This is a genomic window from Bradyrhizobium ontarionense (assembly GCF_021088345.1).
Lineage (GTDB): Bacteria > Pseudomonadota > Alphaproteobacteria > Rhizobiales > Xanthobacteraceae > Bradyrhizobium > Bradyrhizobium ontarionense.
The window spans coordinates 7,978,846-8,001,990 of record NZ_CP088156.1 but is presented as its reverse complement, the minus strand read 5'-3'; the positions used below and the strand labels follow the sequence as shown (position 1 = coordinate 8,001,990).

At 66.2% G+C, this 23,145-nt stretch carries 21 protein-coding genes; 12 read left to right on the top strand and 9 right to left on the bottom strand.

Annotated elements, in window-relative coordinates; all coding sequences use genetic code 11:
• Positions 1-11: 11 nt before the first annotated feature.
• From LQG66_RS35190 to LQG66_RS35180, 3 genes are read left to right on the top strand one after another with little or no spacing between them, the layout of a single operon-like run.
• On the top strand, positions 12-1,481 hold the full coding sequence (locus tag LQG66_RS35190; protein WP_231320576.1) for a type II and III secretion system protein family protein: 1,470 nt from the start codon (positions 12-14) through the stop codon (positions 1,479-1,481).
• A gap of 33 nt (positions 1,482-1,514) precedes the next feature.
• A complete protein-coding gene (locus tag LQG66_RS35185; RefSeq protein WP_231320574.1) occupies positions 1,515-2,252 on the top strand; it encodes a CpaD family pilus assembly protein in 738 nt (245 codons plus the stop codon).
• On the top strand, positions 2,249-3,517 hold the full coding sequence (locus LQG66_RS35180; protein WP_231320572.1) for a CpaE/TadZ family protein: 1,269 nt from the start codon (positions 2,249-2,251) through the stop codon (positions 3,515-3,517). Before LQG66_RS35185 ends, LQG66_RS35180 begins: the two co-directional genes overlap by 4 nt.
• 7 nt (positions 3,518-3,524) lie before the next feature.
• On the opposite strand, the gene LQG66_RS35175 is transcribed toward LQG66_RS35180, so the two are convergent.
• The 3 genes from LQG66_RS35175 to LQG66_RS35165 form a co-directional block, all read right to left on the bottom strand.
• A complete protein-coding gene (locus LQG66_RS35175; protein ID WP_231320570.1) occupies positions 3,525-4,394 on the bottom strand; it encodes a tetratricopeptide repeat protein in 870 nt (289 codons plus the stop codon).
• 84 nt (positions 4,395-4,478) lie between these two features.
• The gene (locus LQG66_RS35170; protein ID WP_231320560.1) at positions 4,479-4,724 is read right to left on the bottom strand and encodes a PilZ domain-containing protein; all 246 of its coding nucleotides are present in this window, start codon (positions 4,722-4,724) and stop codon (positions 4,479-4,481) included.
• A gap of 118 nt (positions 4,725-4,842) precedes the next feature.
• A complete protein-coding gene (locus LQG66_RS35165) occupies positions 4,843-6,777 on the bottom strand; it encodes an FAD-binding monooxygenase (protein WP_231320558.1) in 1,935 nt (644 codons plus the stop codon).
• A 101-nt stretch (positions 6,778-6,878) separates the two neighbouring features.
• Between LQG66_RS35165 and LQG66_RS35160 the strand changes: the two genes are divergently transcribed.
• A complete protein-coding gene (locus LQG66_RS35160) occupies positions 6,879-7,334 on the top strand; it encodes a MarR family winged helix-turn-helix transcriptional regulator (protein WP_231328067.1) in 456 nt (151 codons plus the stop codon).
• A 228-nt stretch (positions 7,335-7,562) separates the two neighbouring features.
• Here the strand turns inward: LQG66_RS35160 and LQG66_RS35155 are convergent, their stop codons facing one another.
• Complete coding sequence (locus LQG66_RS35155) at positions 7,563-9,023, bottom strand: flavin-containing monooxygenase (protein WP_231320556.1); 1,461 nt, start codon at positions 9,021-9,023, stop codon at positions 7,563-7,565.
• Between the two features lie 246 nt (positions 9,024-9,269).
• Here LQG66_RS35155 and LQG66_RS35150 point away from each other — a divergent pair, with 246 nt between their 5' ends.
• Together LQG66_RS35150 and LQG66_RS35145 are read left to right on the top strand one after the other, a co-directional pair.
• A complete protein-coding gene (locus tag LQG66_RS35150) occupies positions 9,270-9,998 on the top strand; it encodes a hypothetical protein (RefSeq protein WP_231320554.1) in 729 nt (242 codons plus the stop codon).
• Positions 9,999-10,171: 173 nt separating this feature from the next.
• Positions 10,172-10,903, top strand: a complete 732-nt coding sequence (locus LQG66_RS35145; protein WP_231320552.1) for an alanyl-tRNA editing protein — start codon at positions 10,172-10,174, stop codon at positions 10,901-10,903.
• A 235-nt stretch (positions 10,904-11,138) separates the two neighbouring features.
• Here LQG66_RS35145 and LQG66_RS35140 read toward each other — a convergent pair whose 3' ends face one another.
• Positions 11,139-11,630 carry a P-loop nucleotide/nucleoside kinase family protein gene (locus LQG66_RS35140; RefSeq protein ID WP_231320550.1) on the bottom strand — a complete coding sequence of 164 codons (492 nt, stop codon included), beginning with the start codon at positions 11,628-11,630 and terminating at the stop codon, positions 11,139-11,141.
• A 638-nt stretch (positions 11,631-12,268) separates the two neighbouring features.
• Between LQG66_RS35140 and LQG66_RS35135 the strand changes: the two genes are divergently transcribed.
• Both LQG66_RS35135 and LQG66_RS35130 read left to right on the top strand, forming a co-directional pair.
• Positions 12,269-12,559, top strand: coding sequence for a PepSY domain-containing protein (locus LQG66_RS35135; RefSeq protein ID WP_231320548.1), 291 nt, complete (start codon positions 12,269-12,271; stop codon positions 12,557-12,559).
• A 53-nt stretch (positions 12,560-12,612) separates the two neighbouring features.
• Positions 12,613-13,212 carry a cytochrome b/b6 domain-containing protein gene (locus tag LQG66_RS35130; RefSeq protein WP_231320546.1) on the top strand — a complete coding sequence of 200 codons (600 nt, stop codon included), beginning with the start codon at positions 12,613-12,615 and terminating at the stop codon, positions 13,210-13,212.
• 5 nt (positions 13,213-13,217) lie between these two features.
• Here the strand turns inward: LQG66_RS35130 and LQG66_RS35125 are convergent, their stop codons facing one another.
• Entirely contained in the window at positions 13,218-13,397 is a 180-nt protein-coding gene (locus LQG66_RS35125; RefSeq protein ID WP_231320543.1) for a hypothetical protein, read from the bottom strand.
• 301 nt (positions 13,398-13,698) lie between these two features.
• On the opposite strand from LQG66_RS35125, the gene LQG66_RS35120 reads away from it, so the two are divergent.
• Together LQG66_RS35120 and LQG66_RS35115 are read left to right on the top strand one after the other, a co-directional pair.
• Positions 13,699-14,736, top strand: a complete 1,038-nt coding sequence (locus LQG66_RS35120) for a M15 family metallopeptidase domain-containing protein (RefSeq protein WP_231320541.1) — start codon at positions 13,699-13,701, stop codon at positions 14,734-14,736.
• Between the two features lie 160 nt (positions 14,737-14,896).
• Positions 14,897-15,763, top strand: a complete 867-nt coding sequence (locus LQG66_RS35115; RefSeq protein WP_231320539.1) for an urea carboxylase-associated family protein — start codon at positions 14,897-14,899, stop codon at positions 15,761-15,763.
• 75 nt (positions 15,764-15,838) lie between these two features.
• Here LQG66_RS35115 and ahcY read toward each other — a convergent pair whose 3' ends face one another.
• The 3 genes from ahcY to LQG66_RS35100 form a co-directional block, all read right to left on the bottom strand.
• Positions 15,839-17,275, bottom strand: a complete 1,437-nt coding sequence (ahcY, locus tag LQG66_RS35110) for an adenosylhomocysteinase (RefSeq protein ID WP_231320537.1) — start codon at positions 17,273-17,275, stop codon at positions 15,839-15,841.
• A gap of 189 nt (positions 17,276-17,464) precedes the next feature.
• Positions 17,465-18,661, bottom strand: a complete 1,197-nt coding sequence (gene metK / locus LQG66_RS35105) for a methionine adenosyltransferase (RefSeq protein WP_231320535.1) — start codon at positions 18,659-18,661, stop codon at positions 17,465-17,467.
• A 55-nt stretch (positions 18,662-18,716) separates the two neighbouring features.
• Positions 18,717-20,066: a hypothetical protein gene (locus LQG66_RS35100; protein ID WP_231320533.1), complete on the bottom strand. Its 1,350-nt coding sequence runs from the start codon at positions 20,064-20,066 to the stop codon at positions 18,717-18,719.
• Between the two features lie 150 nt (positions 20,067-20,216).
• Between LQG66_RS35100 and LQG66_RS35095 the strand changes: the two genes are divergently transcribed.
• Both LQG66_RS35095 and LQG66_RS35090 read left to right on the top strand, forming a co-directional pair.
• A complete protein-coding gene (locus tag LQG66_RS35095) occupies positions 20,217-21,317 on the top strand; it encodes a retropepsin-like aspartic protease (protein ID WP_231320531.1) in 1,101 nt (366 codons plus the stop codon).
• Between the two features lie 163 nt (positions 21,318-21,480).
• Positions 21,481-23,145 (top strand): caspase family protein, encoded by a 1,665-nt coding sequence (locus LQG66_RS35090; RefSeq protein WP_231320528.1) that lies wholly within the window; start codon positions 21,481-21,483, stop codon positions 23,143-23,145.

The window sequence follows — 23,145 nt, the reverse complement described above, 5'->3', positions numbered from 1 at the left end:
GGACGGGGAAGATGATGGGTGGGCATCAACGCGCAAGGATGGGGACGCACGTCGTCCGCGCGCTATCCATTTCAGCGGCCTTCGCTCTGGCGCTCAATCCGGCGCTGGCGCCGGTGAAGGCTGCCGAGGACAGGCCGGATACGCCGCTCGTTTCGGCCGGCTCATCCAAGGTCCGCTATCTGTCGCTCGGCATCGGCAAGTCCGTCGTCGTCGACTTCCCGCAGGACGTGAAGGACGTGCTCGTTGCCGATCCCAAGATCGCCAACGCCGTCGTCCGTTCCGCGCGGCGCGCCTACATCATCGGTGCGGCCGTCGGCCAGACCAACGTGGTGTTCTTCGATGCCGAGGGACAGCAGGTCGCCGCCTACGACATCGCCATCAAGCGCGACCTCAACGGCGTCCGCCAGGCGCTCAGCCAGAGCATTCCCGGCGTCAAGATCGACGGCGTCGGCGACGGCGTGATCCTGACCGGATCGGTCTCCAGCCCGGTCGAGGCGCAGCAGGCCGGCGAGATCGCCGGGCGGCTGGTCGGCGGCGCCGACAAGGTCGTCAACTCGATCGTCGTGCGCGGCCGCGATCAGGTCATGCTGAAGGTCAACGTCTCCGAAGTCCGGCGCGAGGTCGTCAAGCAGCTCGGCATCGACCTCAGCGCCAGCATGAGCTACGGCACGGCCGTCGTGAACTTCAACAACTCCAATCCGTTCACGGCCTTGGGCAAGTCGCTCGTCGGCACCAACGGCCTCAACGTCACCGGCGGCGGCCTGTCGTCGGTCTCGGCGACGATGCGGGCGATGGAGACGGCCGGGGTCGTCAAGACGCTGGCCGAGCCGAACCTGACCGCGATCTCAGGCGAATCCGCGACCTTCATCGCCGGCGGCGAATTCCCGATTCCCGGCGGCTATTCCTGCGATCCCACCACGCGGGTCTGCAGCACGTCGATCACCTACAAGAAATTCGGCATTTCGCTCAACTTCACCCCGGTCGTGCTCGGCGAAGGCCGCATCAGCCTGCGGGTGATGACGGAAGTGTCGGAGCTGTCGAACGACAACGCGATCACGGTGTCCTATGCGCTGACGTCGGCCTCGACGTCGTCGGTCACGATCCCCGCGATCCGCACCCGCCGCGCCGAGACCACGCTGGAGATCCCCTCCGGCGGTTCGATGGCGATGGCCGGCCTGATCCAGAACCAGACCAAGCAGGCGGTCAACGGCCTGCCCGGCATCGATCAGCTGCCGGTCCTCGGACAGTTGTTCCGCAGCCAGGACTACGTGAACAACGAGACCGAGCTGATGGTCATGGTGACGCCCTATGTGGTTCGGGCCGTCGCCCAGAAGGAGCTGTCGCGTCCGGATGACGGCTTTGCGCCCGCAACCGACTCGGAGTCGGCGCTGCTCGGCCGCATGAACCGGCTCTACGGCATCGCCGCGAAGGTCGACACGGCCACCGGGCAGCCGGCCGGCTTCGGCTTCATCATCGACTGAGACAGCAGGATCACGGGGCACGGGGGAACGATCATGTCGGGTTCATCTGCAGCGAACGGTCGACGGGCGTGGCGCCGGATCGGCGCACTCACAGGTCTGGCGCTGACGCTCGGCGCCTGCAACTATACGAGCGGCGAGGTCGTTGCGACGATCCCGGATGACTACAGGATGCGCCATCCGATCGCCATCCAGGAGGGCCAGCAATCGCTCGTCGTGTTCGTCGGCAACGGACGCGGCGGCCTGACCTATCAGCAACGCACCGACGTCGCAGGTCTCGCCCGCTCCTGGCAGCGTGAAGGCACCGGCGCGATCGTCGCCGAGGTGCCGGCCGACACGCCGAATGCGCGCGCGGCCAGCGATGCCTATCGCGAGATCCACGCCACGCTGACCGCGGGCGGCGTTCCCTCCCGCGCCATCGCGCTGCGTCATTACACGCCCGACGATCCGCGGCTGCTCGCTGCGGTGCGGCTGAGCTATCCGAAGATCGCCGCGGTCGCCGGTCCCTGCGGACTGTGGCCGGATGATCTCGGACCGAACATGCACAACCCGGGTTACAGCAACAACCTGCACTATCAGAACTTCGGCTGCGCCACGCAGCGCAATCTGGCCGCGATGATCGACAATCCCGCCGATCTCGAGCAGCCGCGCGCGGAGATGGCCGCCTACACGCCACGGCGCTCCGCCCTGTTCGAGAAATATCGCAAGGGGGAATCGACGGCCGTGGCCTATCCGGAAGCCGACAAGGCCAAGCTCAGCGATACAGGCAAATGATCAACGCATCCCGTCAGAGCCAGGATGAGCAGCCCGGGCCGAGCGGCCCGGCTGCCGACGATCACATCGCGCCGGTCCCGCGCATCTCCATGCAGGCGTTCTGCGAGACCGAACAGACCTCGGCGGCGATCCTGGCGGCCAGTCAGGACCGCCGGCTCGGCAAGGCGCACATCACCATCAAGATGGGCGGCATGCCCAGGGCCATCGAGACCTACCATTCCCAGCCGACGCCCAACGTGATCGTTCTCGAAACGAAACCGGGCGGCGACATCGTGGGCGGGCTCGACGATCTCGCCAGCGTCTGCGATCCCGGCACCCGCGTCGTGCTGATCGGCAGCATGAGCGACGGCGTCGCCTATCGCGAACTGGTGCGGCGTGGCGTCAACGACTACGTGATCGGCCCGGTCGAGACCCTCGACGTCATCCGCTCGGTCTGCAGCCTGTTCTCAGCCTCGGAATCCGTCATCACCGGCCGCATCATCGCCGTGGTCGGAGCCAAAGGCGGCGTCGGCGCCTCGACCGTCGCGCACAACGTGGCGTGGAGCATGGCGCGCGATCTGACGCTCGATTCCGTCGTCATCGACCTCGACATGGCGTTCGGCACCGCCGGCCTCGACTACAATCAGGATCCGCTGCAGGGCATCGCCAACGCCGTATTCCAGCCGGACCGGCCGGATACGGCGCTGATGGAGCGCCTGCTCGCCAAATGCACCGAGCATCTGAACCTGCTCGCCGCGCCCGCCACCCTGGATCGCGTCTATGATTTCGGCGCCGAGGCGTTCGACGCGATCTTCGACACCCTGCGCATGACCCAGCAGTGCATCGTGCTCGACGTGCCGCACCAATGGTCGGCCTGGACGCGGCACGCGCTGATCAACGCCGACGACATCCTGGTGGTCGCGGAGCCGGATCTGGCCAATCTGCGCAACGCCAAGAACCTGCTGAGCGTGCTCAAATCCTCGCGTCCCAACGACCGGCCGCCGCTGTATTGCCTGAACCAGGTCGGCATGCCGAAACGGCCGGAGATCGATCTCAAGCGCTTCGCCAAGACGGTCGAGGCCGAGCCGGTCGCGGTGATCCCGTTCGACTGCAAGCTGTTCGGCACCGCCGCCAACAACGGCCAGATGATCGCGGAGATCTCCGGGCTGAACCGCACGCCGAAGCTGTTTCTCGACATCGCGAACCGGCTGACCGGCCGCATCGATCAGAGGCCGCAGCGCTCCTCACTGCTGGCGCCGATCGCCAGGCTGCTCGGCGTGAAATAGCGGCGGCTCAGTCGTCGGAGCGACTGAGCGCCCGCGCCAGCGCCTTGTCCGGCTCGCCGGCGGCGGGACGCTCGCGGCGCGGCGACAGCTCGCGCTGCGCGACCTGCCGGCGCTCGAGGATCCGTTTCACATAGGCGACGTTGGCGCTGGCCTGCTCGGGCGGCAGCCCGCCCCGCGCAATGCCCTCGGCCTCGCGCATGCGACCCTGCAGACCGACGATGACGGCAAGATTGGTCCTGACCCGCGGGCTCGCATCCGGATGCGCATTGGCCTTGCGCAGCTGCTCCTCCGCCTTCGGCAGCTCGTTGGAGAGCGCGTAGGACAGGCCGAGATTGGAGAGGACCGAGGGATCGTCGGGGGCGATCTTCAGCGCGGTCGCGTAGTATTGACGGGCCTCCTCGTGGCGGCCGAGCTGGTCGAGCGTGGCGCCCTGCGCCGACAGAATGCGCCAGTCGGGATCCTCGGGCGAATGCGCCCGGCTCAGCACGTCGAAGGCCTGCTGGAAATTGCCGTTGTCGGCCAGCGCCCGGCCGTAGCCTGCGAGCAGCACCTTGTTGCCGGGGTTGGCGATGGTCGCCTGCTCCAGCACGGCGACGGCCTGCGAGCGCTGCCCGGTGGCGCGCAACGCGCTGCCGTAGCGCAGCGCGTTGTCGGGATCGTTCGGAGTGGCGCGGAAGCGGTCGCGGAGCTGGTCGAGATCGGCCCGCGGATCGGCGGCGGCCGGACGGCTCTTGTCGGACGCGCCGCCGAGCGCCCCCGTGACCTCCTGGAGATCGGTGGTCTGGCAGGCGCCGAGACCGAGCAGCACGACCGCGAAAGACAGCGCGAACGCGGCCGGCCGCAGGACATGGGAAGAGCAAGAGGGCCGCGCACGCATGCAACTGAACTACTTCAGGACCAGATGCCGGCACGATGCCGGATTAACCCTAAAGTCCCGTTAAGCGCAGGCGGCCGGCTCGCCTCAATCGACGAACTCGGCGCCGAACTCGCAACCGATGCGCCACGCCAGCCGGCACTTGCGCGAATGGTCGGGCCCGAAGACGATGGTGAACTGCGGAGGAATCTCGACGAATTCCGCGATGACCTTGACGCCGCCGTTGGAAATATCCGTGATGGTGCAGTCCCGCGGCAGGTTCCCGGTCCCCCACTGGATCTTCGCGATCCTCTTGCACAGCCGACGTTCGCTTTTGCGACGGTTCGCCAACATCTCGATGTCTCACCCGCTTCTAGTCCATCCGTAGAAGCTGTTTGTAGCGAAGAAACATTGGGATCTGGCTAGCGCCAAGGCGAGGAAGCCGGACGCTGAATTTGCACTTCCTTAACCATCATCCCTCGCCGCGGCCGGCCGGCAGCATGAAGCCGTCGAAATACGCGGCCAGCCTCCTGACATCGTCGAGCGGCAGGACGTCGGCGACGTACTGGTCGGGCCGCACCACGACCATGCACCCCGCCTTGCGATCGACGCCGCGGATCGCAAAGATGTCCTGGCCGCTCTTGAGATCAGGACAGAACATCTTCTCGTAGTCGGTGAGGCCATAGCGGCCCTTCTTCGGGACCAGCAGCTCCGGCATGGTCTCGATCGCAAGCTCGCGATGGCCCTGCTGGAAGACCGCGCGCAGATCGATCACAGAGTCGATGTCGGCGCCGGCAGACGTGTAGCGCCGCACCGGCGAGGCCGCATCCTCGCTCAGGAAACGGCACAGGCGGCGAATGCCGGACTGCGGCGCGGCCGGGTCCTCAGCTCCCGCGAAGGCGAAGATGCGGAAGCGGCCATCGGCCTGGATCACATGCCCGAGCTGCACCGGCTTGGCGTCGCCGAGCCGGATCACCGGCGCCGAATGGAAGCGCTTGCCGATCACGAAGCCCGCGGCGAGCTGCTGGAACGTCGCGTCGCCGGTGAGCAGCGCGGGCCGATAGTGCGTCGCGGTGCCCGCGGTGTAGCGGCCGTGGCGCACGAAATAGTCCTGCGTCTTGGCCGCATCCGCGCCGCCCTGCTTGGCCGCGGAGGCGAGGATCGCGGCCCATTCGCGATCGAAATCGATCAGCTCCTGGGCGATCGCCTGCCGCTCCGCCGAGTAGCTGTGCAAGAGCTGCCGCGCGCAGCGCTTACCCAGCACAGCCGCGAGCTTCCAGCCGAGATTGAAGGTGTCCTGCATCGACACGTTCATGCCCTGCCCGGCCTTCGGGCTGTGGGTGTGGCAGGCATCGCCGGCGATGAACACGCGCGGCAGCCTTGTTGCGATCTCGTCGTCCGGCACGTCGTCGAACTTGTCGCAGATGCGCTGGCCGATCTCGTAGACCGACCACCACGCGACCTCCTTCACCTCGAGCGTATGGGGCGCAAGAATCCGGTTCGCCTTCTCGATCAGCGTATCGACCGTGATATTGCGGCCGGCGACGCGCTCGCCGACGTCGAGCTTGGCCAGCTCCACATAGAGCCGCACCAGATAGCCGCCCTCGCGCGGGATCACCAGGAGGCTGCCGTCCTTTGCCGACTGGATCAGCGACTTGAAGCGGATGTCGGGAAAGTCGGTCACGGCGAGCACGTCCATCACGCCCCAGGCGTGGTTGGCGGAATCGCCATGCAGCTCGCGGCCGATCGATTTGCGCACCGTGCTGCGGGCGCCATCGCAGCCGACGACATAACGCGCCCGGATGGTCTCGACCTGGCCTTCATGATCAGGATCGATCCGGTCGAAGCTGACGGTCACCGCGCGATCGTCAGCGCCCGCCGCCGGGTCGATCTGGAGATCGCGCAGCCGCCGCGCATAATGCGGCTCGAGCTTGCCCGCCGAGCGGCGCATCACGTCAAGGAAGAAGTCGTGCACCCGCGCCTGGTTGAGCACGACGTGCGGCATCTCCGACAGGCCGTCCTCGACGTCCTGCACGCGGCCGCTACGCACGATGTGCGCGCTGTTCTTATCGTCCGGCTTCCAGAACGTGGTCTCGTTGATCCAGCACGCCTCCTTCAGCACGCGCTCGCTGAAGCCATAGGTGTGGAACATCTCCATGGTGCGGCAGGCGATGCCGTCGGCCTGGCCGAGCAGCAGCCGGCCCGGCTTCTGCTCGACGATGCAGGTCTTGATGTCGGGGAATGCCGAGAGCTGCGCCGCGAGGTTGAGCCCCGCCGGCCCGCAGCCGACGATGAGAACGTCGACCTCGGTGGGCAGCGCGCCCGAGGCGCCCTGGCTCGCCACGCGCTCGGCGGCGTCGAAGATCTCGGGATCGCCCGGCTGGAATCCATTCAGATGAAACTGCATGCGATCACCCTCCCTTGCTGTTCCTTATTGATCAGTATGCTGATCATCAGTATACTTGTCAAGAGAGAGCCGGGAGGGATGACGTGACGGATATGCAGGACATGCCGGGGCACCTGGCACGCCGGTTTCAGCAGATCGCGGTGGCGGTGTTCCTGGCCGAGATGGACGCGGCCGGCTTCGACCTGACCCCGGTGCAATATGCGGCGCTGGCGGCCATCGCGGCCAATCCGGCGATCGACCAGATCACCCTGGCCGGCCTTATCGCCTATGACCGCACCACCATCACCGGGGTGATCGACAGGCTCGCGCAGAAGGGTCTCGTGGTGCGCCGGGCGAGCACGCGCGACCGCCGTTCACGCGAACTGCTGATCACCGACGACGGCCGGCGGACCTTGGCGGCGATCACGCCGGCGGTCGAGGCCGCGCAGCGGCTGATGGTGCGCGGCCTCACCGCGGCCGAGGCGAGTGAGCTGACCCGCCTGCTGCAGAAGGCGATCGCCGCCGGCAACGACCTCAGCCGCGCGCCGCTGCGGGATGGGGCGGCGACGGAACGGTGAGCGCTCCCAAGTCAATCGCAATCGCACCGGATGACAGTAAGCAGCTGACACTGCCTCCGCGGTCATCCTTCGAGACGCCCACCTTCGGCGGGCTCCTCAGGATGAGGACTTGTTACGTGGCGAGATGAACAAGCCGGACCCTCATGGTGAGGAGGCGCGAAGCGCCGTCTCGAACCATGAGGCCCGTGTCCACGGCGCAGGCAAGAAACCTCGTGCGAACTCGACCTCTCACGAATAGCGCATCACGCCGTCGTCGAGCTTGCCGAAGCGCAGCGAGACGATGTCGAGGGCGTAGTTCTGGTACAGCCGCCATGGCCGCTTCGAGCCCTGTTTCGGCAGGTCGGCGACCGCGCGCTGCACATAGCCGGAGCTGAAGCTCAGCGACGGCAGCGGCGCGACGGTGGAATCGTCGTTATGCGGCACGCATTGGCGATAGCCGTGGCGGTCCATGTAGTTGAGCAGCCGGCAGACATATTCGCAGGTGAGATCGCATTTCAGCGTCCACGACGCGTTGGTGTAGCCGAGCGTCGCCGCCAGGTTGGGCACGTCGGAATACATCATGCCTTTGTAGTTGAGCGTCTTCGCGAAATCGACCGTGCGGCCGTCGACCGTGACCTCGATGCCGCCCAGCACCTGCAGCACGAGACCAGTCGCGGTGACCACGATATCAGCTTCGAGCTCACGTCCATCGGAGAGTCGCAGGCCGCGCTCGGTAAACCCATCGATTCCGGCGGTCACCACCGAGGCCCGCTGCTCGCGGATGGTCTTGAATAAATCGCCGTCCGGCACCAGGCACAGCCGCTGATCCCACGGGTTGTAACGCGGCGTGAAATGGGTGGCGACGTCGTAGTCGGGCCCGAGCGCGGCGCGCACGCCGCCCAGGATCAGCTGCTTGACCCGCTGCGGCTTGCGCCGGCTGAGCTGGAAGAAATACATCCCGAACAGCACGTTGCGCCAGCGGATCAGATGATAGGCGAGGCTTGCGGGCAGATGGCGGCGCAGTTTGTTGGCGAGCGCGTCCTGCGCCGGGCGCGACACCACATAGGTCGGCGAGCGCTGCAGCATCGTCACATGCGCCGCGGTCTTGGCCATCGCCGGCACCAAGGTCACCGCGGTGGCGCCGGAGCCGATCACCACGACGCGCTTGCCGGCATAATCGAGATCCTCTGGCCAAGCCTGCGGGTGCACGACGCGGCCCTTGAAATCGGCCATGCCCTTGAATTCCGGCAGATAGCCCGCCTCGTACCGGTAGTAGCCGGAGCACATGAACAGGAAGCCGCAGGTCAACAGCACGGTCTCGATCGTGCCCTGCTCCGTCCGGCGCTCGGCCTCGACGGTCCAGCGCGCGTCCGCGCTCGACCAGGACGCGCGGAGGACGCGATGGTCGAAGCGGATTTGGCGATCGATGCCGTTCTCGGTCGCGGTGTCCCGGACGTATTTCAGGATCTGCGATCCGTCAGCGATCGCCTTCGGATCGGTCCACGGCTTGAACGAATAGCCGAGCGTGTACATGTCGCTGTCGGAGCGGATGCCGGGGTAGCGGAACAGGTCCCAGGTGCCGCCGATCGCCGCGCGTCCCTCCAGGATCACGAAGCGCCTGCCCGGGCATTTGTGCTGCAGATGATAGGCGGCGGCGATGCCGGACAGCCCGGCGCCGACGATCAGCACGTCGACATGCTCTGGGGACATGACGTTTTCCTGGCGTTTCCTAGGGGCAGCTTCTTGGCTTTGCCTGGCGGACACTGGCAACCCCACCATGGCATGTCAAATCCAAGGTCTTAAATCCAAGATCCTAGATCCAAAGCCCTGAAATCCAAGCCCTGAAATCCAAGACCTGAAATCCAAGACCTGAACTTGACCCGAAATCCAGGGCCTGTTCGCATTCGATCAACCCTCCTCCTCTATTGAGGAGGTCAGCCTCAGACGGACCTCGTGATGAACGCCTCCGACCCGCTCGACCACAGGCCCGACGACAGCGACAGCCGGGGACGCGGCAGCGTGCAGGCGCAGCTTCAGGCCACGGGGTTCACCATCATCGCCGTCGCGCTGGCACTGTGGTCTTTGTTTCCGAGCTTCCCGGCCGGACAGTTGATTGCGGTGGTCGTCGCCATTCCACTCGTGGCGCTGATCCTCACCTTGCGTTTCCCGGGCCGGTTCCGCATCGGCCTCGGCTCCGGCTATGCCGGCGCCAATCTCGGCACCGGATGCATCGTGGCGGCCGGCACGCTCGCCGCGCGCACGCTGTCGGACGTCAATCTCGTCAGCTGGCTGCCGTTGACGGCGTTCGCGATCGCGGTCGCCGTCATCTTCCTGCTGGTCGCCGCACGCTTCGAAACCCAGCTGCGGCGGCGCGGCTGGCGGCTGCTGCTTGCCGCGCTGTTCGTCGGCGCCTATGCGTTCGGGACGCTCGGCCAGTTCAACACCGCGCTCGACCGCTCGGCGCCTTCGCTGCTGCGCAGCCGCGTGCTGTCAAAGCATCTCGGCCATAGCCGCCTGGCGACCTACCAGCTTACGCTGGAGCCCTGGGGTCCGTTCGCGACGCCGACCGACGCGCATGTACCGCAGGCGCTCTACGAGCGGCTGCAGCCGGGCGACACCGTGTGCCTCCGCCTGCGCGACGGCGCGTTCCGCATGGCGTGGTTCACGGTTGCGGCGTGCCGCTGAGTCCGTGCCGGGACTGCGACAGACCAGCAAGAGAGTCAATTTGCGCAGCGCTGCGATGCTGCGTATGTCTAGGAGGGGCCCGTGGCCTGCATGAGCGTAGCGACATGCAGGACCGCCCGTCCCGGATGTCGCTTACGCTCAATCCGGGCTCCGATGTAGCGAGACGTTTTCGCATGACCGACTTTTTGCCGAGACCCTTTGCGGTCGATCATCCGGGAGTGCTGGAGCTTGACGTCACGGCGCTGGATGCGCGCCCCGGCGCGGTGCTGCTGGCGTGCTCGCCGTTCTACCCCGGCGGCGGCGGTCAGCTGCCCGACCACGGCACCATCGCGTGGAACGGCATCGTCCGCGACGTCACCGGCTTCGAGCCGACCGCCGATGGCATCTGGCATCTGATCGGCGGTGAGGTCGTTCCCGCAGGATCGATGCAATTGCGCGTCGATCCGGCGTTCCGGCAGCGCATGAGCGAGCAGCACACGGTCGCCCATCTCGTCAACAGCGCCGTCTACACGCTGTTCGACGGCGCGCTGCTGACCGGCGTCCGCATGACCGAGACCGACGCGTTCAGCGTCGATTTCGATCTGCCCAAGGTGGCGCCGGAGCAGCTGCGCGCGGTGGAGGACGCCGTCAACGCGGCGATCTCGGATGATCGCCCGGTGCGCGCGTTCGATATCGGCTATGACGACGCACAGGCGACGGCGGGCCTGTTCCGCGCCAAGTCGGTCGCGCCGCCGCGGCAGGCTGACGGCCTGATCCGCATCGTCGACATCGACGGCCTCGACCGCCAGGCCTGCGGCGGCACGCACCTCATCTCCACCGCGCAGGCCCGGCGTATCCGCATCCTCAAGGTCGACAACAAGGGCCGGCAGAACCGGCGGTTTCGGATCGGGCTGGTGATCGACTAAGAGCCGCATGCATCGGCTCGCGACGCGTAGCCCGGATGAGCGGAGGCCTGCGCCCAGCGGGCGCCGGCCGACGCGATATCCGGGGTCTCACGCGCTGCACAGGTGAAATCCGGATGTCGCGTCGCTCATCCGGGCTACGAGAAACGTCGTTCATGATGACCGTCCCTCTCCCACCGTTATTCCGGCGCCTGCGAAGGCCGAAGTCAACGCATCGCATCCGCTCCGGAGCGTGAGCTTACGGCCGATGCACGATCACGTCGAATCCTTCCTCGGGCGTCGGCGCCACGAAGTAGGACGTGAACAGGTCGAACTCATCGTCGGTCACCGCGAAGGCGTGGCGGCCTTCCTCATTGCGGGCGCGCAGGCGTGCCTTGCAGACATCATCGGGCACGTCGAGATGATGCAGCTGATGTGCGACGCCGGCGGCTTCGAACAGGCCGCGCATCCAGGCGCGGCTTGCCAGCGTGTTGGCGGGAAAGTCGAGCACGACCGACACGCCGGCGCGCAACAGCGCCACCACGTGGGGCCCCATCACGCTGCGCAGCCGGCTCGAATTACGCACGTAGTCCGCAAGTGTTTTCTGCTCGCCGGGATAGAGCTGCGCCAGCCATTGATCCTCGGCGACGACGACGGTGTGCGGCCTCTGGCCCAGCTCGGCGGTGAGCGTCGATTTGCCGGCAGCGATCTTGCCGCACACGAGGTGCAGCGCGACTTGGTTCGGAGACATCGGAAGAGACCTCGCGTGCGGCGCCTCTCGGGCGCCATTAATGTTCACAGACTCTGTTCACAGGCAACAACGCCCGGCCCGACGGATCAGGCCGGGTCGGTAATTCGGCTGCACGAGGCGGCGCCTGTGATGTGAACGCGGAAGGTCATAAGATACTTCTGACAGATGTTCGCGGCGGCGTCCAGCTCCAGGCAGTGATGACGATCATCAGATCCGAGAACCAGGACGGCTCCCGGATTGCTTCGCTTCGCTCGCAATGATGGCGCGGCAGCATTAGGCTTTGGCAACGTCTCAGGTGCTCGTGGCCGGACTTGGTCCATCACCGTCGTCATTGCGAGCGAAGCGAAGCAATCCAGTCGACCCGCGCAACGAGATGTTCAACGCATGGGACACCATGGTCTGCCAGAGGACGATCTAGAGCATCAAAGCGCACCGGTTGCTTGCTCACGGGGGGATAGCGAGACCTAACGTCGCGGATGCGACGATTGTCGCTGCGCCCCTTGGATTCCAGGCCTTTCACGAATCTGGAAACACTCTAAGAGCGATTCCAGCTGACGCTCCGTTGACACATCCGGCCCGTTGCCATCTCCACTGATCCCACGATGCATCGTATTTGAATTTGCTCATTGGAGGACATGATGAGACTGACCACCGCGGCCATGCTCGCCGTCGCACTCGCCGGCCTTGCCGGCTCCGCCGCCATCTCGCCGGCCCTGGCTGACGGCTACAAGACCTGCACCAAGCTCGACAAGGCCCAGTGGAAGCCGGCCACCGAGGCCGAGGCAAAGGCCAAGGACGCGGGCTACGAGGTGCGCCGCTCCAAGGTCGAGGGCACCTGCTACGAGGTCTACGGCGTCAAGGGCGGCAAGCTCTATGAGCTGTTCTACAGCCCTGAGGATCTCAGCCTGAAGCACACGATCGCCAAGTAGTTGGCACGACGTGGCCGTCGTCCAGCGCCTCTGCACGACGTGACGTGATAAGCATGCACGGGACAGCCCCCAGAGCCACGGTGCGAGACCCAGACCCTGCCGAGACTGTGCAGGTCTGGGATCTCCCGTTGCGTCTGTGGCATTGGTGGCTTGCCGTGCTGGTGCTCGTCGCCTGGGTGACGCCGAACGTCCATCACGGGCTGCATCGGCTCGCCGGCTATGCGATCCTCGGACTGCTCGCGTTCCGCCTGATCTGGGGCGTGCTCGGCACGCGCCACTCGCGGTTTCGCAGCATCGCCGCCCGGCTGCGGGCCACGCCGGCCTATCTATGGAATCTGCGGCGCGGCCGCACCGGGCGCTATCTCGGCCTCAACCCCGCTGGCACCGCGATGCAGCTCGCGCTGCTGCTCGTGCTCATCGTCTCCGCCGTGACCGGCGCGATGCAAGTGACAGTGCGCTTCTTCGGCGTCTGGTGGGTCGAGGACACCCACGAGGTGACGTCAGATCTCGTGATCGTGCTCATCGTGCTGCATGTCGCCGGCGTCGCGCTGGTCAGCCGCCTGCAGCACGAGAACCTTGCGCGTGCCATGCTGACGGGACGCAAGCTGCTGCGGCGTAGCCCTCGCGCGGTGGATGCGCCCGTCGAGCGCTGACCTGCTCAGCCCCTCACGGCATAGGGCGTCTGTGCCAGCCGGTCGGCTCCAACAGCGAGATCGCGCTGCGCATCCGCCAACGCCTTCCGCTCGCGCTTCTCCTCCGGCAGCGACCAGATCGAATCATCGGGCGCGTAATCCCGGATCAGCCTGATGCCACCGACGACGATCTCGATGGTGCTCATGACATCAGCTCCACGAACCAGTCGTAACAGACTACGCCGCGCTGCTGCCGCCGGCAACCGATCGGCCTGATGTGGTCGAGGTTGCGCGCGTTGCCGGCAAGGTGTGCACAAGCTGAACGGCAGTTCGCAAGCCGGCGCCACTCGCGGAACTCCCGATCGTTGCGCGCAAGCCACAGTTCCCGCAAAAGCTGCGCGGGAGCGGCACTACGATGTTGCGCCCCGCCGCCATGCGCCGAACAATCAGGGGTATCGGATGCCTGACCGCTCCTGTTCGCAGGAGCCTGGATCTTGGGGGGCCGGGATGATGAGCTCGCAGCAGTTCACCACGCGTGCGTTGTACCGATCTGTTGTCCTCGCCGGCTGCGTGATGGCCTGGCCTGCAGGCGCCGCCGAGATCGAGGCGATAACGACGCCGGCCGTCGCGGCGGCTGCAGCCACGATCACCGAGCAGACCGCGGCGCAGTCGCCATCACCGGAGGCTGCGCTCACCACCGCATCGATCAACCCATCGGCGGCCCTGCCTGCGGACGAACAGGCTGCGCCGCGTGCGACGGTCGAACCGCCCCAGGCCACTGTCGCCAGCGCCGACCGCATCGAGATTCTCGACGAATGCCCGGTCATCGACGTCTGCGTCGACCGCTATCTGTGGGCGCTGTATCAGCGCGCGCCGAAGCTCGACAAGATCAGGGAAACCGAGCGCCGCGTCGTCACGGTGAAGCGCAAGGGCCGCATGGTGAAGGTCACGCGAAGCTTCACCAAACTGGTGGACAATGACTTCACCTGGAAGGATCCCAAGGCCGCCAATCGCGTCGGCCGGACCATGATGGAGTACGTGATTGGGGGCATGGACCGCGGCTTCAAGCTGAAGCTGTTTCATACGCTGCATGCCGCCGAGGCCGCCGGCCTCGCGCCCGGCATCACCAGCGCCTTTCGGGACGATTACCGCCAGGAAATCGCGAGCGGGCTGAAGGCGGCCACCAACCGCTCCTATCACGGCGGCAGCCTGCGCGGCGGCTATGGCCACGGGCTCGCGGCCGACATCGTCAGTGTCAATGGCGCGACGCGCGCCCAGCGCTGGGTGGCGACAGAGGCGCTGTGGAAGTGGGTCGACGCCAACGGCAAGCCGCTCGGCATCGGTCGCCCCTATCTCGATCACGACCCGCCGCATGTCGGCCCCGTCGACGGCGAGGAATACGCCAAGCATCGCGCGCCTGCAGTGAAGGTGGCCGCGGCCGAGACCAGGAAGCACAAGCGTCTCGCCGCGCGGCAGGAGCATGGCGCAGCCAAGCGTCCAAAGGCGGTGCGGGCGTCGGCGCTGGGCTCGCGGCGGACGGGTTGAGGCCGGCCGGCTCGATCAGGACGTCCGACAGCTGGTGAGAGCCGTCTGACGCAACGAGCCTCGCCTCTGGACGGCGGGAAGCGGTGTCGGGCGCGGCAGGGCGCGCGCGTGGACGACATGCTGCTATGCTGGCTCATTGCCTCCCTGCCTCGAGATCGACATGTCCCCACGCCCGCCTGCCGAACCCGCCGATGCCGCATCGCGCCGTGCGGCACCCGCTGCGATCGTCTATCCCGCCGGCATGCAGGCCGAGCCCGACATGACCGTGCTGGAGCGTGCGCGGCGGGCCCTGGTCAAGACCGGCGAGGTCGTGGTGCCGCCGCGCGATGCCCGCATCTTCCGGGTCGCGCGCGGGCAATTCTTTCGCATCGTCAGCATCGACGGTCCGCAGGTCGGCGACCTCAACCTGTGGAATGCGCACGATCTGTCGGAGCGCTTCTTCAGCGGCAAGACGCGCGCGCTGCACGCCACCCATGTGTCGACCGGCGACCGGCTGTGGAGCACGATGCCGAGCCTGCGGCCGATGGCCACGATCAGCCACGACACGCTCGGCTGGTATGGCTTCGACGCCGACGGCGCCGGCATCCACGACGTGATCGGCACCCGCTGCGATCCCTACACCAACCGTCTGCTGAGGGGGACCAACTATGATTTCTGCTGCCATTCGAATCTCGCACGGGCATTGGCCGGCGAACTGAATGCGGAGCCCTGTGCCGTGGAGCATCACGTCCACGACGTGCTCAACGTCTTCATGTGCACCGGCTTTACGCGCGACACACACCAGTATTTCATGAAGGCGAGCCCGGTGCGGCCCGGCGACTTCATCGAGCTCTTCGCCGAGATCGACCTGCTCGGCGCGCTGTCGGCCTGCCCCGGCGGCGACTGCGGATCGACGCATTCGAGCGACAGCGCGGCCTGCCATCCGCTGCGCATCGAGATCTTCGAGCCGGACCGGACGACGCTCGCCGATTGGCCCTGGCCGTCGCCGAGCAGCTATCATCGCCGCCACGGGGCGGCGTCCCCATGACCGCCCGCTCGACAGCAAAAAGGCCGGGGCGCTGCCCCGGCCTTCGCTTCAACGCAGCATCTGCCGCGCTGAATATCAGTAGCGGTAGTGGTCCGACTTGAACGGGCCTTCCTGCTTGACGCCGATGTAGGAGGCCTGGTCGGGACGAAGCTTGGTGAGATTCACGCCGATCTTGGCGAGATGCAGCATCGCCACCTTCTCATCCAGCGACTTCGGCAGCACATAGACTTCCTTCTTGTACTTGCCGTCCTTGTTGTTGGCGTAGAGCTCGATCTGCGCCAAGGTCTGGTTGGTGAACGACGCCGACATCACGAAGGACGGATGGCCCATGGCGTTGCCGAGGTTCACGAGCCGGCCTTCCGAGAGCAGGATCATGCGCTTGCCGTCGGCGAAGGTGATCTCGTCGACCTGCGGCTTGATGTTGGTCCACTTCAGGTTCTTCAGCGAAGCGACCTGGATCTCATTGTCGAAGTGGCCGATGTTGCAGACGATGGCGCGATCCTTCATCGCGCGCATGTGCTCGATGGTGATGATGTCCTTGTTGCCGGTGGCGGTGACGAAGATGTCGGCGCGCGGCGCGGCGTCCTCCATCGTCACGACCTCGTAGCCTTCCATCGCCGCCTGCAGCGCGCAGATCGGATCGATCTCGGACACCAGCACGCGGCAGCCGGCCTGGCGCAGCGAGGCGGCCGAGCCCTTGCCGACATCGCCGAAGCCGGCGACCATCGCGACCTTGCCCGACATCATCACGTCGGTGCCGCGGCGGATGCCGTCGACCAGCGACTCGCGGCAGCCATAGAGGTTGTCGAACTTCGACTTGGTGACGCTGTCGTTGACGTTGATGGCGGGCCACAGCAGCGTGCCGGCCTTCTGCATGTCGTACAGACGGTGCACGCCCGTGGTGGTCTCCTCCGAGACGCCCTTGATCGACTTGGCGATGGCGGCAAAGTAGCCCTTCGGCTTCTCCTTGAGCTGCTTCTTGAGCAGCGCGAAGAACACTTCCTCTTCTTCCGAACCGGGCTTGTCCAGGAAAGCCGCGTCGCCGTTCTCGGCCCTGAGGCCGAGATGGACGTACATGGTGGCGTCGCCGCCGTCATCGAGGATCATGTTGGGATGCAAGGCTTCACCGGGTTTTGCGCCATGCCAGTCGAACAGCTTGGCGGTGTAGTCCCAATAGTCGACCAGCGTCTCGCCCTTGACGGCGAACACCGGGATGCCGGCGGCGGCGATCGCGGCCGCGGCGTGATCCTGGGTCGAATAGATGTTGCAGGAGACCCAGCGGATGTCGGCGCCGAGCGCCTTCAGCGTCTCGATCAGGACGCCGGTCTGGATCGTCATGTGCAGGGAGCCTGCGATGCGCGCGCCCTTCAAGGGCTGCTTCGGGCCGTATTCCTCGCGCGTCGCCATCAGGCCGGGCATCTCCGTCTCGGCCAGCGAGAGCTCCTTGCGCCCGAAATCGGCGAGCGAAATGTCCTTGACGATGTAGTCGGTGAAACCAGGCTTGGCGGTCATGAGATCATCCTCTGTCTTCGCGCGAAGGCGACATTCAGCAAATCGAACAGCAATCGTTCGTCATGCCCGGCCTTGTGCCGGGCATCCACGTCGTCAGTCGTATCCGTCACCTCAACTCAAGACGTGGATGGCCGGGACAAGCCCGGCCATGACGCCTCAAACATCTCGGCGGCCAAGGGCCGGCAGCGCTCACACCGCGCGCTTGAACTGCTCGACGAGGTCGATCTTCTCCCAGGAGAAGCCGCCCTCATTGTCCGGCGTGCGGCCGAAATGGCCGTAGGACGAGGTGCGCGCGTAGATCGGCCGGTTGAGATCGAGGTGGCTGCGGATGCCGCGGGGGGTGAGATCCATCACCTCGGCGGCTGCCTTCTCGAGCTGCTCCTCGGGCACCTTACCGGTACCGTGGGTGTCGATGTAGATCGACAGCGGCCGCGCCACGCCGATCGCGTAAGCGAGCTGCAGCGTGCAGCGGTCGGCGAGACCGGCGGCGACGATGTTCTTGGCAACGTAGCGCGCAGCATAAGCGGCGGAACGGTCGACCTTGGTCGGATCCTTGCCCGAGAAGGCGCCGCCGCCATGCGGGGCCGCGCCACCATAGGTGTCGACGATGATCTTGCGACCGGTGAGGCCAGCGTCGCCGTCGGGACCGCCGATGAAGAACTTGCCGGTCGGATTGATGTGCCAGATGGTCTTCGGGGTGATCCAGCCTTCCGGCAGCGCCTTGCGTACATAAGGCTCGACGCGCTCGCGCACCTGCTCCGAGGTCATGTCCTCGACCAGATGCTGGTGCGAGACCACGATCTCGCGGACGCCGACCGGCTTGCCGTTCTCATACTGCACGGTGACCTGGCTCTTGGAGTCCGGCCCAAGCACCTTCTCGACACCCGAGTGACGGGCTTCCGAGATCAGGCGCAGGATCTTGTGGGCGTAGAAGATGGGCGCCGGCATCAGGTCCGGCGTCTCGTTGGTCGCGTAACCGAACATGATGCCCTGGTCGCCCGCGCCCTCTTCCTTCCTCTCGCCGGGCTGCAGCGCGTCGACGCCCTGCGCGATGTCGGCCGACTGCGGATGCAGGAGAATCTCGATGTCGCAGGTCTTCCAGTGGAAGCCTTCCTGCTCGTAGCCGATGTCCTTGATGGCCTCGCGCACGACGTGCTCGATGTGCTCGTTGGTGACCGAGGCGGGGCCGCGGGTCTCGCCGGCGATCACGACCTTGTTGGTGGTGGCGAGCGTCTCGCAGGCGGCGCGGATCGCCCACGGATCGATGCCGGCCTTCGGCCCCTCGCGGTAGAACAGGTCGACGATCTCGTCGGAAATACGGTCGCAGACCTTGTCCGGATGGCCCTCGGACACCGATTCCGAGGTGAACAGATAAGACGCGCGCATCAAGCAACCCCTTCTTCGCCGCCCACGGCGGTCGTTTGTATTGATCCCAAGGATGTCAGTCGCGACGCCGCGAGATGACGTAGGACTCGTCGTAGAACCACAGCCCGTTGTGCTTTCGCAGAACCTCTCTGGCGGCGTCGAGCGCACGAGACGAGTGTGCGACCTCCGTCAGGCGGTCTTCCTCGATCTGCGCGACATACACCGCCGCGTTCCAGGCTGCAAAGGCCGTCGAGGTTCCGATGGTGCCGGTGACCTCGTTGGGCAGAGCCTCCATCTCATACCTGAAAATCGAGCGATTGTCCGCATAGGCGTTAAAATTTAAGTCTCGCCCACCGGAGCCCAGCTCGTACTTGACGGCGCGCAATAGCTCATGGCGGCTGACCGAGAAAGGATTTTCTCCAGGCCAGACCGCCTGGATGATATCCAGGCCCGGATCCTGGCCGTGGGAGTGGATTCCGATCAGCCGGCCGCCCGGCTTCAGCGCCCGCGCCAGCGGTGCGATGATGCGCTTGGCGCGGAAATTGACCGAGGAGCGCGCCCGATAGGGCTGCGAGGCGATGATCAGGTCGAAATTGGCCTCGACCCGGCCAGCCCTGGGGATGATGCCGTCGAGCAGGAAGCGGTGGTCCTCGCGGTAGAGCACCAGCGCGATCGGTCGCTCATAGACCGGCATGCCGGTGCGCTGGGACACATTGGCGCGCCAGTTCTGCTCCAGGAACGGCTTCAGCGCCGCGATCTGGGTCTCGAAATCCCCGGACGAATCGCCCTGCAGCACGACCTCGTGCCAGATCATCGAGGCCGCCACAGACGGCGAGGCCGGCGTCAGCCAGGGCGCCTCGGCATAGTTCATGTTGGTGAACACGAACACGCTGGCCGGGTGCTCGAACAGCCGGTCCGGCACTTTTTCCAAGGTCAGCCGGACGTCCTCCAGGCTCAGCTCCTTGCCCGCGACATAGAACGGGATGTGCGGAAAGCGGCCATGCATGGTCCGCAGCACCTTCGACAGCACGGTGCCGTCGCCGACGCCGGCATCGAACAGACGCAGTGCCGGCGGCCGCGGATGGATGCTGGCGAGCTCGAGCCCCACCCGTTCCGCCACCACCCGCTTCTCGCTGCAGGTGTGCACGAACAGCAGATATTTCTGGCGGTTCTCGAAGAAGCGGAAATTGCTCTTGGGATCGCGCTTCTCGGGTACGACATCGAGCCGCGGCGGCGGCAGCGTGCCGGTGGATGCCGCGATATAGGCCTGGATGCGGTCGAGCGTGTCGATCGTGATGCGCTTGCCCTCACGCAGGCGCTGCACCAGCTTGCCGTCGTTGACCGCGCGCCGGCCGAACGTCGACTCCGCCATGTCCGACTGGCGGCAGAACTCCGTGATCTGGGCGAGCAGCTGGTCGTTCTTCATCGGCCAAGTGGGTGGGAAATGAGGATGGGCAGCGGCCCGTTGGCCCAATGCTCTATCACCGTCTGCCCACCAAGGAAAGACACGGTCGGTACCTTGTTGCATCACTCTTTGCGGCTATAAAGTTCCCACCAGATCAACGTTGGGGTGTGCATGTCGAGGTATTTCGGGGCCAGGCTGACGGCGGCCGCGCTGCTGCTGACCGCCATGCTGGGACCAGCTGCCGCCGGCTACCTCGACGAAAATCCAGACGAGGTCTTTGCGGGCGTCTACGAACGCCTGGGCACGCTGCCGTTGCAGGCCGCCCGCGATCCCTTCGTCTGGCTGCGCCTTCAGGAGCTGAAGCGTGAGCCCTGCGACCAGAAGAGCGTCAGCGATCTCGCGCTGATGCTCGACAAGCTCGGCTACCGCCGCCAGGCTGCGGAGGGCCTCTACCGCTTCGTGAGGGAGTGCGGTGCCCCGCTCACGGCTCTGCAACGCGCGGCCGACACCTACATGAAGCTCACCGACTATCCCAAGGCCGTCGAGGTTGCCGACGAATATGTCCGCCGTGCACCGTCGAACCGCGAAGCGCATTATCTCCGCGCCACGGCGCTCGCCGGTGCGGGCGATCATCAGCGCGCGCTGGCCGATTACTCCGACACGATCGAACTGTCGCCGGACAAGGCCAAGGTGGCCAGCCGTGTCTTCACGCAGATGGCCGAGACCTATGCGGCGCTGAAGCGCTATTGCGAAGCGGTTGCGCCGATCAGCCTGTGGGTGTCGTTCGATCCACGCGCCCGGGACACCAGCCAGACCCAGCGGATGATCGCCGACTACGAACGCCAGGGCAATTGCGCCGCTTCGACCGACGCTCATCACGAGCGCTTCCCCCTGCGCGGACAGAAGAGCGTCGTCGTGGTCAAGGCGGAGATCAACGGGGTCAAGGGATCGTTCATCCTCGACACCGGCGCGAGCTACGTTTCGGTTCGCACCGCCTTCGCCGAGCGCGCCAAGCTGCCTCAGGGCGGAGGCAGCGACATCACACTGATGACGGCGAACGGAGAAACGAAAGCACGGCTGTCCCGCGCGGACAAGGTCAAGCTCAATTCGCTCCAGGCGACCGGCATTCCAGTCGCGGTTCAGGACGGCGACCGCAAGGATTACGGCAGCGGTATCGACGGGCTGCTGGGCATGAGCTTCCTCTCCCGCTTCGATGTCCAGATCACGGCCGACTTCGTCGAGGTCCGTCCCCGCCGCACGCAGAAGCCGTAGCACCACGCATATTCTTTTTATTTTCGCCTGCGATCGCGCTCGGTTACCCGCGCGCTGGGAACGAGGGTGGGCGCGCCCCGCATCTGGCTGTTGAACCGCTGGATCGCCCGAGGCAACCAAGCGGATGGGGATCCCCCTGCTCTTCCCATCCCGGTCCGTGCCGATGCGCCATTCGTTCCTGCTGCTCCCGCTGCTTGTCACCCTGCTCGCGCAGCCGGCCTCCGCCCAGTCCCGCTCGCAGCTGGGCCCGCTCTGCACCACCGAGACGACTCCGGCGGATCAGATGATCGCTGCCTGCAACAAGATCATCGCGCTGAAGGTGTTTTCCGGCGGACAACTCGCGACCATCTACTTCTGGCGCGCGGTCGGCTGGAACAAGAAGGGCGACTACGCCCACGTGGTTGCCGACGCGACCGAGGCGCTGCGGCTGCAGCCGGCGCAGGCCATCTACAATTTGCGCGGCTCGGCCTATTACGACAAGGGCGAGTACGAGATCGCGATCGCCGACTTCAATGACGCGGTCAAAAGTGGTCCGCCGAGCGGCACGATCTTCCACAACCGCGGCAACGCCTACCGCGGCACGAGCGACTACGCCAAGGCCATCGCCGACTACGATCAGGCGATCAAGCTGACGCCGAAATCAGCGCTGTCCTGGCAGAATCGCGGCATCGCCAAGGAGGCGCTCGGCGATCTCGATGGCGCGCTCACCGACATCAACGAGGCGATCCGGCTCGACCCGGCGCTGGCCTCGCCCCTGATCAATCGCAGCGTGATCTGGCGCGCCAAGGGCAATCTCGAGCGCGCCATCGCCGACGCTTCCGAGGCGGTCCGGCTGGCGCAGAACCCGCCGGCCAATGTGATGACACCGCCCGGCAGCGTGGTCATCGCCGCCCATGTGCATCGCGCGCTGGCCCATGAGGCCAAGGGCGAGTTCGATGCAGCCAAGGCGGATTATGCCGCCGCGCTGAAGCCCACGGCGTCCGACGCTGGCAGCAAGGCCAACCAGGCGACCGCCAAGGTGCGGCTGTCGCTGCTGTCGGAGCCGGCGGTGCAGCCGCAGCAGCGGGCGGAGACGGCGGCGCCCTCCTCCACCGCAGCAGCTGCGACGGGGCAGCGCATGGCGCTCGTCATCGGCAACGGCGCCTATACACATGTGCAGCCGCTGCCCAATCCGCCACGCGATGCGCGTGCGATCGCCAGGAGCCTGCATGACATCGGGTTTACCGTGGTCGAAGGCATCGATCTCGATCGCGCGGCGATGCAGGCCAAGACGCGCGACTTCCTGCGCGAGGCGACACGGGCGCAGGTGGCGGTGGTGTTCTACGCCGGGCACGGCGTGCAGATCGACGGCCGCAACTATCTCGTGCCGACCGATATCGCGCTGTCTGCGGGCAGCGACGTCGTCACCGCCCTGGTCGACATGGACCAGATCCTGGCCGGGCTCGACGACGAGGTCCGCACCAACATCCTGATCCTCGATGCCTGCCGCAACAATCCGTTCGCGGCGCCGGCCACCACGGCCGAAACCGGCCGCGGGCTTGCGGGGGCGACGGGCCTCGCCGCGCCCACCTCCCTCGGCACGGGCGCGACCTCGGGTGCCGGCACGCTGATCGCATTCGCGACGGCGCCCGGCAAGGTCGCGCTCGATGGCGTAGGCGACAACAGCCCGTTCTCGGCAGCGCTGTCGCGTCATATCGGCACGCCGGGCCTCGAGGTGCAGCAGATGCTGACGCGGGTGCGCGCCGAGGTCGTCTCGGCCACGAAGAACAAGCAGGTGCCGTGGTCGAACTCCTCGCTGCTCGGCGAAGTCTACCTCGCGTCGAAATAG